The organism is Stenotrophomonas sp. TWI587, from assembly GCF_039674145.1.
GTDB lineage: Bacteria > Pseudomonadota > Gammaproteobacteria > Xanthomonadales > Xanthomonadaceae > Stenotrophomonas > Stenotrophomonas maltophilia_AY.
Window position 1 is genome coordinate 119,434 of sequence record NZ_JBDJMW010000011.1, and the last position, 11,711, is coordinate 131,144.

The 11,711-nt window shown below is 66.9% G+C and carries 11 protein-coding genes; 7 read left to right on the top strand and 4 right to left on the bottom strand.

The features are described from left to right. Positions 1 to 37: 37 nt before the first annotated feature. Positions 38 to 760: a pseudouridine synthase gene (locus ABE464_RS16810; protein ID WP_123728735.1), complete on the top strand. Its 723-nt coding sequence runs from the start codon at positions 38 to 40 to the stop codon at positions 758 to 760. 47 nt (positions 761 to 807) lie between these two features. Continuing rightward, positions 808 to 1,878 carry a sensor domain-containing diguanylate cyclase gene (locus ABE464_RS16815; protein WP_346472857.1) on the top strand — a complete coding sequence of 357 codons (1,071 nt, stop codon included), beginning with the start codon at positions 808 to 810 and terminating at the stop codon, positions 1,876 to 1,878. Between the two features lie 24 nt (positions 1,879 to 1,902). Here ABE464_RS16815 and ABE464_RS16820 read toward each other — a convergent pair whose 3' ends face one another. Then, a complete protein-coding gene (locus ABE464_RS16820; RefSeq protein WP_346472858.1) occupies positions 1,903 to 2,850 on the bottom strand; it encodes a DMT family transporter in 948 nt (315 codons plus the stop codon). A gap of 77 nt (positions 2,851 to 2,927) precedes the next feature. On the opposite strand from ABE464_RS16820, the gene ABE464_RS16825 reads away from it, so the two are divergent. Beyond that, the gene (locus tag ABE464_RS16825) at positions 2,928 to 3,584 is read left to right on the top strand and encodes a Pr6Pr family membrane protein (protein ID WP_346472859.1); all 657 of its coding nucleotides are present in this window, start codon (positions 2,928 to 2,930) and stop codon (positions 3,582 to 3,584) included. A gap of 4 nt (positions 3,585 to 3,588) precedes the next feature. On the opposite strand, the gene ABE464_RS16830 is transcribed toward ABE464_RS16825, so the two are convergent. Both ABE464_RS16830 and ABE464_RS16835 read right to left on the bottom strand, forming a co-directional pair. Next, the gene (locus tag ABE464_RS16830) at positions 3,589 to 4,407 is read right to left on the bottom strand and encodes a DUF72 domain-containing protein (RefSeq protein WP_346472860.1); all 819 of its coding nucleotides are present in this window, start codon (positions 4,405 to 4,407) and stop codon (positions 3,589 to 3,591) included. Beyond that, entirely contained in the window at positions 4,404 to 4,844 is a 441-nt protein-coding gene (locus ABE464_RS16835) for a VOC family protein (protein WP_346472861.1), read from the bottom strand. Before ABE464_RS16835 ends, ABE464_RS16830 begins: the two co-directional genes overlap by 4 nt. Positions 4,845 to 4,955: 111 nt before the next feature. Here ABE464_RS16835 and ABE464_RS16840 point away from each other — a divergent pair, with 111 nt between their 5' ends. Together ABE464_RS16840 and smrA are read left to right on the top strand one after the other, a co-directional pair. Continuing rightward, on the top strand, positions 4,956 to 6,533 hold the full coding sequence (locus ABE464_RS16840; RefSeq protein WP_346472862.1) for a serine hydrolase: 1,578 nt from the start codon (positions 4,956 to 4,958) through the stop codon (positions 6,531 to 6,533). An 89-nt stretch (positions 6,534 to 6,622) separates the two neighbouring features. Beyond that, a complete protein-coding gene (gene smrA / locus ABE464_RS16845; protein ID WP_346472863.1) occupies positions 6,623 to 8,455 on the top strand; it encodes a multidrug efflux ABC transporter SmrA in 1,833 nt (610 codons plus the stop codon). A gap of 79 nt (positions 8,456 to 8,534) precedes the next feature. Here smrA and ABE464_RS16850 read toward each other — a convergent pair whose 3' ends face one another. Continuing rightward, the gene (locus tag ABE464_RS16850; RefSeq protein ID WP_346472864.1) at positions 8,535 to 10,343 is read right to left on the bottom strand and encodes a DUF885 domain-containing protein; all 1,809 of its coding nucleotides are present in this window, start codon (positions 10,341 to 10,343) and stop codon (positions 8,535 to 8,537) included. Positions 10,344 to 10,447: 104 nt separating this feature from the next. Here ABE464_RS16850 and ABE464_RS16855 point away from each other — a divergent pair, with 104 nt between their 5' ends. Beyond that, entirely contained in the window at positions 10,448 to 10,804 is a 357-nt protein-coding gene (locus ABE464_RS16855) for a GFA family protein (protein ID WP_346472865.1), read from the top strand. Then, on the top strand, positions 10,801 to 11,613 hold the full coding sequence (locus ABE464_RS16860) for a DUF4349 domain-containing protein (protein WP_346472866.1): 813 nt from the start codon (positions 10,801 to 10,803) through the stop codon (positions 11,611 to 11,613). The genes ABE464_RS16855 and ABE464_RS16860 overlap by 4 nt, the downstream gene beginning before the upstream one ends. Positions 11,614 to 11,711 lie beyond the last annotated feature (98 nt).

Genomic DNA, 11,711 nt, shown 5'->3' on the forward strand with positions numbered 1-11,711 from the left:
CCGCAGCGGGACGCGGCTTTTGCCCGATAATGGGCGCATGACAATCCGACTCAACAAGCACATCGCCGATACCGGCTTCTGTTCCCGGCGCGAAGCCGACCGCCTGATCGGCGAGCGCCGCGTCACCGTCAATGGGCACCCCGCCGGTACCGGTGCGGTGGTTGGCGAGCAGGACGTGGTACTGGTCGATGGCCAGCCGCTGCGCGCCCGCGAGGCGAAGAAGGCCGGCGGCCGCAAACACGTCTATATCGCGCTGAACAAGCCGGTGGGGATCACCTGCACCACCGAAAGCTCGGTCAAGGGCAACATCGTGGAGTTCGTCGGCCACGAACAGCGGATCTTCCCGATCGGCCGCCTGGACAAGGATTCCGAAGGGCTGATCCTGCTGACCAGCAATGGCAACATCGTCAACCAGATCCTGCGCGCCGAGAATGGCCACCAGAAGGAGTACATGGTGGCGGTGAACAAGGCGGTCACCGATGAGTTCCTGCGCGGCATGGCGCGGGGCGTGCGCATCCGCGACGAAGTGACCCTGCCGTGCCGGACCAGCAAGCTGGCCAAGTTCGGCTTCCGGATCACTCTGCAGCAGGGCCTGAACCGGCAGATCCGCCTGATGGCCGCCGCGTTCGGTTTCCGCGTCACCCAGCTGCGCCGGGTGCGCATCGACAACATCAAGCTGGGGGCGCTCAAGCCCGGCCAGTGGCGCAACCTGACCGACGCCGAGCTCAAGGGCCTGCTGCCCAAGCAGCTGGACTGGTAAGGCCGCGCTCGGGATAGACTGCGCGGGTACTGTCGATGCCCGCCGCGATGATCAAGCCTTCCAAGCCGGACAATGAAGCGCAGCGCCTGTTGGCGCTGCAGCGCTATCAGATTCTCGATACCCCACAGGAACGCTCGTTCGACGATCTGGTCATGATCGCCACCGCCCTGTGCGGGACCCGGATGGGCGCGGTCACGCTTGTGGATCAGGACCGCCAGTGGTTCAAGGCGCGCCAGCACCTGGACGCCTGCGAGACCCATCGCGACATCTCCTTCTGTGCCCACGCCATCCTGACCCCGGACCAGGTCATGGTGGTCGAAGATGCCCGCAGTGATCCGCGTTTTTCAGACAACCCGGTGGTGGTGGACGACCCGCACGTGCGCTTTTACGCCGGCGCGCCGCTGCTCAGTGTCGAAGGTCTGCCGCTGGGCACGCTGTGCGTCTTCGATGCGGCGCCGGGGCATCTGGACAGCAGCCAGCTGCTGGCGCTCACCGCGCTGTCCCGGCAGGTCTCGCTGGTGATGGAGCTGCGCCGCTACGCGCATGAAATCCAGCAGCACATGACCGACCGGGCCTGGTACGAGCAGCGGCTGGCCGAATACAACGAACTGCTGGAGCAGCAGAACGCGGACCTGGCCGAACAGAGCCGGACCGATCCGCTGACCGGCCTGCCCAACCGCCGCGCGATGAGTGCGGCGCTGGAGGCGGCGGTGCGCGATGCCGATGGCCAACCACGCTCCACCGCGGTGGCGTTGCTGGACATCGATCACTTCAAGACCGTCAATGATCTGTACGGGCATGCCACCGGCGACCATGTGCTGGCCGAACTGGCCCGGCTGCTGCGCGCGCATTTTGCCGGGCACGGCCTGGCCGCGCGCTATGGTGGCGAGGAGTTCGTGGTGCTGATGCCCGACACGCCGCTGGCCACGGCCGAGCTGCAGTGCGATTTCCTGCGCATGGCGGTGACCGATCTGCCGTTGGGGCTGCCACTCACGATCAGCATCGGAGTGGCCGCGCACCGCCACGGCGATGCGATCGAGCAGACCCTGGCCCGCGCCGACGCGGCGCTGTACCGGGCCAAGGGCGAGGGCCGCAACCGGGTGATCCGCGCCGACTGAGCGGCGTGGACCGTGTCGGCCCGCTCAATCGGCGATGTTGCGCGCTTCGGACGTGGCCAGGATTTCCGGATGCTGGACCTTCCTGCGGCGGTTGAGCAGCGGGTGCAGGAACACTGCGCCGACGATGATCGCCACACCGGCGTAAAACAGCGGGGTCAGCTCCCGCTGCTCGCTGAGCAGCACCATCGCCAGCAGGATCGCGTAGACCGGCTCCAGGTTGGTCACCAGCTGCGAGGTGTAGGCGCTGATGTGGCGCAGCGCCACCAGCGCCAGCGCGAACGGCAGCAGCGTGCACAGCCCGGCCAGGGCCAACAGCAGCAGGCCGTCGTGCAGGTCCGGAATCACCCACAGGTCGCTGGCCAGGGCTGGCAGCAGGAAGGGCAGTACCGGCGCCAGCAGGGTCAGGGTGAGCGTGCCCGCGCCGAGTTCCAGCGCGGTCACGGTCAATGGGTCGGCATGGCTGACCAGGCGCTTGTTGAGTGAGCCGAAGATCGCCACCAGCAGCGCCGACAGCGCGCCGATCAGCACGCCCAGGCGCATGCCATCGGGCACGCCGCCCACGACCAGCGCCACGCCCGGCAGGACCAGGATGCCGAAGGCCAGTTCGCGCAACTGGAACGGGCGCTTGGCCACCCACGGTTCGATCACGGCGGTGAACACCGGCGCCAGCGCGATGCAGGTCGCGGCCACCGAGGCATTGGCGAGCTTCACCGCACCATAGAAGGTGAGCCAATGCAGGGCGACCAGCGCGCCCACACCGCAGTAGCCGGCCACCAGACGCGGGGACAATTGGCGCAATCCACGCCACACGCGCGGGACCAGCGCCAGCATCGCCACCACCAGCAGCATGCGCCACCACACCAGCGGCAGAGCGGGCAGGGTAATCAGCTTGCCGAGGATGGCAGTGACGCCCCACAGCAGCACACAGAAATGGATTTGCAGCAGCGCTCTGCGGGTATCGGTCATCGGCATCTGCCTATTGTGCGGCAAGCCGCGCCGCTCAGGATGCCTCCACGCGATCCTCGACAGCGCCGTGGCATCCTGCGCCGATGACACGCCATCCCATCGATATTGTTCCTGCGGTCCTTTCCCCGGCGCTGCGCGGCTGGGCCGGTCTTACGGCCGCGGTTGCGCTGGGGTCGCTGCTGCTGCAGTACGCCCTGCTGCTGCGCACGCCGGGCCTGGGGGCGGCGGAGGCGACGCTGCGCTACCTGGGCTACTTCACCATCCTCAGCAACATCGGGGTCGCCACGGTCTGCCTGGCGCTGGCGTGCGGCCGCCGCACCGGGCTGGCCGGCCCGGTAGCGCGCGCCGCGGTGGCGTTTTTCATCGGCATTACCGGGCTGATCTACGTGACCCTGCTGGCCCCATTGTGGGACCCGCAGGGCGCGCAGTGGTGGGCCGATACCGGCCTGCATTACGCGGTGCCGGTGATGTACCTGGTCGGTTGGCTGGCCGGACCGCATGGCGGCCTGCACCGGCGCGGGCTGCTCGCCGCCCTGGCGTTTCCGACGGTCTACCTGGGCTGGGCACTGCTGGTCGGTCGGCTCAGCGGTCAGTATCCGTATCCGTTCCTGGATCTGAAGGCGCTGGGCACGGCGCTGGTCCTGCGCAACGTGCTGGGCGTAGCCGTGGTGTTCGTGGTGGGCGGTGCGCTGCTGTGGTGGCTGGACAGCGCGCTAGCCGCCCGGCGCCGGCGCCGCTGAGGACTTACCCGTCGCCGAGCTGCATCAGTTGGTCGCGCAGGGCCATCGCCGCGCCGGGATTGCGCTGTTTGGCCGCACCAATGAACACCACATAGACCTCGCGCGATGGACCTGCGGGAGCCTCGGCAGCGAGGTGAGGCAGGTCCGGGTTGTCTTCGCCACGGGCCCAGCGCATCGCGCGCAGGCACCACTGCTCCAAGGCCCGCGCCGGATAGCCGGCACGCAGGTTGGCGCGGGAGTGCATCAATCGCGCATAGATGAAGTCGGCGGTGGGGTCGGCGAAGCTGGGGTACTCCTCCGAGCCACTGAACACCAGCGCGGCACCATGGGCGCGGGCTGTGGTCAGCAGCGCCGGCGTCCACGCGGCGGGATTGCGTACCTCCAGTGCATGCTGCAGAAGCCGACCGTCGATCTTGCGCGGCAGCATGCCCAGGAACTGATCGAACTCGGCCGCCCCGGCGGGATGGCCCTCGCCGAACTGCCAGATCAACGGGCCCAGTCGGTCCTCCAGGACGCGGATGCCATCGATGAAACGCTCAGCCCGTTCCCCAACCGTGGTCAGGTCATGGGTCTGGGTGATCGTGCGCGGTGCCTTGGCCGAGAAGCGGAAGCCCTCGGGAGTCTGGTCGCGCCACTGCGCATAGATGGCCGGCTTCTGCGCGCGGTAGAAGGTGCTGTTGATTTCAATACAGCCGAGCTGTTGGCTGGCATACGCCAGTTCCTCGCGTTGCGGCAGTCCGGCCGGATAGAACGTACCGCCCCGCCACGCCGGGAATACCCAACCACCGATCCCGGTGCGGATGGAGCCGGCCGCAGCGCTCATGCGCCGTCCGCGTGGTCGACCCATGGGTCGTAGCTGCCGAACCACCACAGATAGCCTTCCAGATCCCGGCAGGCATAGCCGCGGCCGCCATAGGGCTGGTCGGCGATGTCCATGACGATCTGCGCGCCGGCGGCAACGGCGCGCGCATGATGCGCATCCGGATCGGCGACGATCACGCAGGCGCTCTGGGTCTGGCGACCGCCGACCTCGTCCGGCTGGACGCTGTAACGGCCCCATTCGCTGCCGTTGTCGACCGAGCCGAGCATGATCATGCCGTGGCCGTAGACAAGCTGGGCGTGGTGGACGGTATCGCCATCGGCGTACACGGCATGTTTCTCGAAGCCGAACGCGCGCTGCAGCCAGGCAATGGCGGCGTGTGCATCGCGGTAGCGCAGGCAGGGAATGATGGTGGCGGTAGTCTCGGCGGGCGCGGTCATGGCGGGCCTCCTTCTGGCACAGGCGAGCCTGATCCGGCCCGCGTTACCATCGTGCGAAACCGGGGCGTTGGCACTCTCGACGCACCCGCCACACGCAACCGGAGACACTGCTTGAACACATCCTGGATCGGAGGCGCCGTGCTGCTGGCATGCGCACCCTTGGCATCAGCGGCCGTGCCGGCCGAACTGCAGCGGCTGGACGCCACCATCGAACGCGCCCGCAGCGCGTTCGACATTCCCGGCATCGCCGTGGCGGTGGTCAAGGATGGCCAGGTGGTGATGGAGCGCGGCTACGGGGTGCGCGAGCTGGGCAAGCCGGATCCGGTCCAGACCGATACGCTGTTTGCGATCGCCTCCAATACCAAAGCCTTCACCGCCACGTCGCTGAACCTGCTGGCCGAACAGGGCAAGCTGAAGATGGACGATCGCGTGATCGATCATCTGCCCGGTTTCCGCATGTCCGATCCGTATGTGACCGGCGAAATGCGCATCCGCGATCTGCTGTCGCACCGCAGCGGCCTGAGCCTGGGGGCGGGCGACCTGTTGTTCTGGCCGACCACCTCCTACAGCAACAAAGAGGTGGTGCAGCGGCTGGGCAAGGTGCCGTTGAAGGCCGGCTTCCGTGATCGCTACGCCTACGACAACATTCTCTACGCGGTCGCCCAGCAGGTGATCGAACAGGTGTCAGGGCAGACCTATGCGGACTTCCTGCAGCAGCACATCTTCACCCCGGTGGGCATGCGCGGCACCCGCTACAACGCCGATCATCTCCAGCCGGGCGACAACGCCGCGGTCGGGCACGCCAAGTACGATTTCAGCCAGCTGCGCACGGTCGCGCCGCTGACCTGGTCCAACAATGCCGGCGCTGGCGGCATCTATTCCAGCGTGCACGACATGGCGCGCTGGATGAACGTGCAGCTGGCCCAGGGAAAACTGGACAATGGCCAGCCGCTGTTCACCGCCAAGACCCAGCAGGCGATGTGGCAGATGATCACCCCGCAGGTTGTGCCCGAGCCGAGCGTGCCGCAGCTGGCTGCCGCCCGGCCGAACTTTGCCGGCTACGGCGAAGGCTGGAGCCTGAGTGACTACCGCGGCGAGAAACTCGTCTGGCACACCGGCGGCTGGCCGGGCATGGTCTCGCGCGTGACCCTGGTGCCGGCGCAGAAGCTGGGCATCGTGGTGTTGACCAACCAGGAAGTGGGCGCGGCGTTCAACGCGATCACCATGGAAGCGCTGGACGCCTATCTGAAGGCGCCGGCCACGGACTGGGTCGCCGCGTATGCAGCCGCCGTTGCCAAGTCGCAGGAAAAGGCGGACGAGGGCTGGGCGAAACACCAGGCCGCGCGCGATGCGAAGTCCAGACCATCGCTGCCGCTGGCGCGCTACGCCGGGGGCTACCGCGACGCATGGTACGGCGATGTGTTCGTTGAACAGCAGGGCGGCAAGCTGCGCCTGCGCTTCGGCAGGACCGCGCAATTGATCGGCACGCTGGAGCATTGGCAGCACGACACCTTCCTGGTGCGCTGGGATGACCGGTCACTCAACGCCGATGCCTTCGTGAACTTCAGTCTGGATCCGGACGGCAAGGTCCGCGAGGTACGCATGCAGGCGGCGTCCTCGCTGACCGATTTCAGCTTCGATTTCCAGGACCTGCTGCTGACCCCGATCGCACCGGAGGCCAAGGGCTGAACCCCGTCGCCGGCGTGTGATGGAGGTGAGAGTAAAAGGACAGGCCGCGGTGGGATAATCGCGGCCTGTTTTGTTTTTGGTGCACTGCGATGTTCCGCTGGTTCGAATCGCTGATTCCGGTTTTTCCGCCGATCGATGCGCGTATGCCACCGCGCAAGGTGGTGCCGTTCTATATCCACTATCTGCGCCCGGTATGGCCGGTGCTGCTGGCCACGTTGATCGCCGGCCTGCTGCTGGCGTTGGTGGAAGTAGCGATGTTCGATTTCCTTGGCCGCATCGTGGACATGGTGGCCGAGCAGCCCGGCAGTGGTTTCTTCGCCCGGCATGCCAACATGCTGCTGTGGATGGCCGGCATCACCCTGATCGCGCGGCCGCTGCTGGTGTCGCTGCACAGCCTGCTGGTCAACCAGGCGATCGTGCCCGGCCTGAGCAACCGCTCGCGCTGGTTGATGCACAACTACGTGGTGCGGCAGAGCCTGAGCTTCTTCCAGAACGATTTCGCCGGCAGCATGGCCAACCGGGTCATGCAGACCGGTACCTCGCTGCGTGAGTCCGCCGTGCAGATGGTCGATTCGCTCTGGTACATCATTGTCTACACGGGTACCGCGCTGTATCTGTTCGCGCAGGCCGACTGGCGGCTGATGATTCCGCTGGGGCTGTGGATGGCCGGCTACGCGGTGATCATGTGGTACTTCGTGCCGCGGGCCAAAGAGCGCGCGTGGATCGCCTCCGAAGCGCGCTCCAAGGCGATGGGCCGCATCGTGGATGGGTACACCAACGTGCCCACGCTGAAGCTCTTTGCCCATGGCGGGCGCGAGCAGGCTTACGTGGCCGAGGCGATCGACGAACTTGCCACCAAGCACCGCGGCCAGACCCGGGTCACCACCGGGCTGGAAGTGACCATCGCCATCGTCAACGGCTTCCTGATCGTGGGCACCTGCGGCCTGGCGCTGTGGCTCTGGAACGGCGGCCACATCACCGTCGGTGCGATCACGCTGGCCACCGGTCTGGTGATCCGCATCCACAACATGTCCGGCTGGATCATGTGGACCATCAACGGCATCTTCGAAGATATCGGCACCGTACAGGACGGCATCACCACCATCTCCCAGCCGCTGACCGTGCAGGACCGCGCCGATGCCGTGCCGTTGGTGGTGAGCCAGGGCGGTGTGCATTTCGACCACATCCATTTCCATTACGGCAAAAGTGGTGGCGTGATCGCCGGGCTGGACCTGCAGGTAAAGCCCGGTGAGAAGATCGGCCTGGTGGGCCCCTCGGGTGCCGGCAAGTCGACCCTGGTCAATGTGCTGCTGCGCTTGTACGACCTGGAAAGCGGGCACATCCGCATCGATGGGCAGGACATCGCCGGGGTCACCCAGGAAAGCCTGCGCCGGCAGATCGGCGTGGTCACCCAGGACACCTCGCTGCTGCACCGCTCGATCCGCGACAACCTGCTGTACGGCCGCCCCGATGCGACGGAAGAACAGCTGCACGCAGCGGTCGCCAAGGCGCGCGCGTCGGCTTTCATCGATACGCTGGTCGATGGGGAAGGGCGCCGCGGTTACGACGCGCATGTCGGCGAACGCGGGGTGAAGCTGTCCGGTGGCCAGCGCCAGCGCATCGCGATTGCGCGGGTGCTGCTCAAGGACGCCCCGATCCTGGTGCTGGACGAAGCAACATCGGCACTGGACTCGGAAGTGGAAGCGGCGATCCAGGACAACCTGGATGAGTTGATGACCGGCAAGACGGTGATCGCGATCGCGCACCGCCTGTCCACCATCGCGCGCATGGACCGGCTGGTGGTGATGGATCAGGGCCGCATCGTGGAGACCGGCACGCACGCCGAACTGATCGCGGCGGGCGGGTTGTATGCGCGCTTGTGGGCACGGCAGACCGGTGGCTTCGTGGCCGCCGACGCGTAACGCCGGCGGGGTGGGGAAAAAAGAAACGGCCCGGGTCACCCCGGGCCGTTTGCCTGTCTGACGAGGATCGAGGCAGTGCTTACTCGATCGGCTGGTCCAGCATCAGCTGGCGCGCGAAGCGCACCGGCGGGGCGCCGTAGGACAGCATCTGATCGTGGTACGCCTTCAGGTTGAACTTCGCACCCTGCTTGTCCTGCACGGCCTTGCGGGTATCGAAGTGTTCCTGCGCACCGACGAAATAGGTCGGCAGCTGTGCGGAGGTCAGCTGCGCACGCACCCACTTGCCCGAGGCTTCGCTTTCCTGCTGGAAGGCATCGTGGGTCATCAGGTGCATCGCCTGCTCACGCGTCCAGTTGTCCACGTGCACGCCCTGATCCAGGATCGCGTTGGAGATGGTGCGCAGGTAGAACTTCAGCTGCACCAGGTGGAACAGCGGATCGTTGTCCAGGTAACCCTGTTCCTGCATCATCCGCTCGGTGTAGACCGCCCAGCCTTCGGCGAACAGGCCCGAACGCAGCACCGCGCGCAGCGTGGATGGGAACTTGCCCGAGTGCCAGCCTTCCAGGTAATGGCCCGGCGTGCCTTCGTGGATGCTCAGCAGGTGGATCATGCGGCTGTTGTATTCGCGCAGGAACGAATCGACCTGCTTGTCGGTCCAGTCGTCCGGGATCGGCGAGACCGCGTAGAAGGTCTTCAGGTTCTTGTCGAGCGGGCCCGGCGAGTCGCAATAGGCCACGGCCACGCCACGCTGGAATTCCGGCATCAGGATGATGTCGACCGGCGAATCGGGCAGGGTCATCAGGTCATGCTTGCGCACGAATTCGGTGGACTGCTCCAGCGCGGCCTTGGCGTCGTCGACGACCTTGTCGCGGGCCGGCTTGTCGGCATAGGCCAGCTCCAGCGCGGCTTCGATCGCGGCCTGCTGCTGCTCATCGCTCGGGTTGGCCGGCAGCGCCGGCGCGCCCGGCTTGTCCTTCAGCACGGTCTGCGCGATGCCGTACATGTCCTGGCGCACACGCTTGAGTTCGGCACGCGCGCGCTCGCCGATCTCGGCACGCGACAGCGAGGAGTTCAAGGCGAACTTCAGCTTCTGGTCGTACAGCTCCGCACCGATGCGGAAGTCCCCCTTGGCGTTCGGCACCAGGGTCTTGTCCAGCCAGGTCTGCTGCTCATCGACAGCCTTCTTCAGGCCGTCGATCGCAGCCTGCAGGCGCTTGCCGTCTTCGGCCGGCAGCTCACCGATGTGCGGGGTGATGAAGGTATCGACGATGCTCAGGATGCCGCGGTTCTGCTTGGCCACGGTTTCAGCATGGATCTTCGGCACGCGGGCCGGGTCCAGGTTCTCGCGGGCCTGGGCGAAGATCTGCGGCAGCTTCTCCATGCGCGCGGTGGCCGACTTCAGGCGGTCGGGCAGCGGCGCGAACTCACGCGCCATCAGGCCGTACAGCGCGCTGCCGGCCATGCCGTTGTACATCTGCGGGTCCCACTTGGGCGACTGCAGCACTTCGGCGGTCCACACTTCGGACTGCAGCTGGTTGCGCAGGATCGCGGCGTCCACCTGGTTCTCGCGCGAGAGCTTGCTCACGTCGATCTTGTCCAGATCGGCCAGCAGTGCCTTGTACGCGGTCAGCACCTTCTGCTGGCCGGCCGCGCTCAGGTCGTCGATCTCGCTGTCGTAGCGGTGATCGCCGATCTGCGTGGCGCTGATCGGGGACAGCTGCATCCAGGTGTCCAAGGCACGCTTGGACAGGTCGGCGAAGGCCGTATCGACCGCAGCGTCACCGGCCGGGGTGGCCGCTTCGGTGCCGGTGGTGGGCGTCGGGGAGTCGGCCTGCTGGCAGCCACCAAGGGCGGCGATCAGGGCGAGGGCAAGCAGATGCTGGCGCATCGGTGTTCCTGTACTGGGGACAATCCCCGAGCATAGGGCCGATGGCCCCCTTTGTCCCCGTGCCATTGGATTACCATGGGCCCCTTTCCTGCAGGAGGGGTGTCATGCAGTACGAAGGCAGCTGTCATTGCGGAAACATCGCATTCATGGTCGAGACCGACGCGCCGATCGAAGAGGTGGTGGAGTGCAACTGCTCGTTGTGCCGCCGCCGCGGTGGCCTGTTGTGGTTCGGCCCGCGCGCAGCGCTGAGCCTGACCACCGATCCGGCGGCGCTGGCGACCTACCAGTTCAACAAGCACCACCTGGACCACCACTATTGTCGCGACTGTGGCATCGCCCCGTTCAGCGAGGGCGACGACCCGCGCAGCGGCCAGCGCATGGTGGCGGTCAACGTACGATGCCTGCCCGGGGTGGACCTGGGCGGCGTGAAGATCACCGCTTTTGATGGAGCTGCACTGTGACCGAGTGGAAAGGACGGGCCCGCGCCGGGCTGGCAGGGATCCTGTTGTTGGGCCTGGTGGCCTGTGGCGGCCACGGGGAGGACTACGCCGCCGATGCCGCCGCTGGCGCGGTCGCCTCACCGGAGGGCGCGTTCCTGGCCTATGAGCATGACCTGCGCATCCAGCTCGATGCCAAGCGCATCAGCGAGCGGGTCAAGGCCGTGTCCGAGGCCTGCCAGAGCAACCGGTTCGGGGATTGTGCCGTGCTGCAGGTCGGCGAGGAAGGCGGTGAAACCCGCTCCGGCTTGATCCGCGTGCGCATCGCGCCCAAGGGGGTGGAACCGATCATCGCGCTGGCCGGTGAAGGCGGCGATGTGGCCTCGCGCAATACCCACGCCGAAGATCTGGCCCAGCAGGTGGCCGACACGGCGCTGACCCAGACGCGGCTGCAGAAAGAGCATGCCCAACTGCAGGCCTATCAGCAGCGCAGCGACATGAAGGTCGCCGATCTGCTGGCGATCTCGCAGCGCATGGCGGAGATCGAGGCCGGGCTGGAGCAGGCCAACAAGGAGGCCGCGCAGCAGCGTCGCCGGATTGATACCCAGCTGGTGACGATGCACTTCGAAGGTCCGGCGGGGCAGCGCAGCCGCAGTGAGATCGGCAAGGCGTTCAGCGAGTTCGGCTCGATCTTCACCACCAGCATCGCGTTCGTGATCCGCGCGGTCGCGGCTCTGCTGCCGGTCGGTGTCGTGGTGTGGGCGGTCGGTGCCGTGGTCGTGGCGCTGTGGCGTCGTCGCAAGCGGCGCAAGGCCGCGGCGGCCGCGCGCTGATCAGACCGGTGGGGGGGGGGGGGGGGGGGGGGGGGGGCGGGGGGGGGGGGGGGACGGCGGCGGGGGGGGAGGGGAGGACGGCACAAAAAAAAGCAGCC

Coding starts and splice junctions, on each gene's coding strand:
- ABE464_RS16810 (WP_123728735.1), top strand. CDS start 38: ATGACAATCCGACTCAACAAGCACATCGCCGATACCGGCTTCTGTTCC.
- ABE464_RS16815 (WP_346472857.1), top strand. CDS start 808: ATGATCAAGCCTTCCAAGCCGGACAATGAAGCGCAGCGCCTGTTGGCG.
- ABE464_RS16820 (WP_346472858.1), bottom strand. CDS start 2,850: ATGCCGATGACCGATACCCGCAGAGCGCTGCTGCAAATCCATTTCTGT.
- ABE464_RS16825 (WP_346472859.1), top strand. CDS start 2,928: ATGACACGCCATCCCATCGATATTGTTCCTGCGGTCCTTTCCCCGGCG.
- ABE464_RS16830 (WP_346472860.1), bottom strand. CDS start 4,407: ATGAGCGCTGCGGCCGGCTCCATCCGCACCGGGATCGGTGGTTGGGTA.
- ABE464_RS16835 (WP_346472861.1), bottom strand. CDS start 4,844: ATGACCGCGCCCGCCGAGACTACCGCCACCATCATTCCCTGCCTGCGC.
- smrA (WP_346472863.1), top strand. CDS start 6,623: ATGTTCCGCTGGTTCGAATCGCTGATTCCGGTTTTTCCGCCGATCGAT.
- ABE464_RS16850 (WP_346472864.1), bottom strand. CDS start 10,343: ATGCGCCAGCATCTGCTTGCCCTCGCCCTGATCGCCGCCCTTGGTGGC.
- ABE464_RS16855 (WP_346472865.1), top strand. CDS start 10,448: ATGCAGTACGAAGGCAGCTGTCATTGCGGAAACATCGCATTCATGGTC.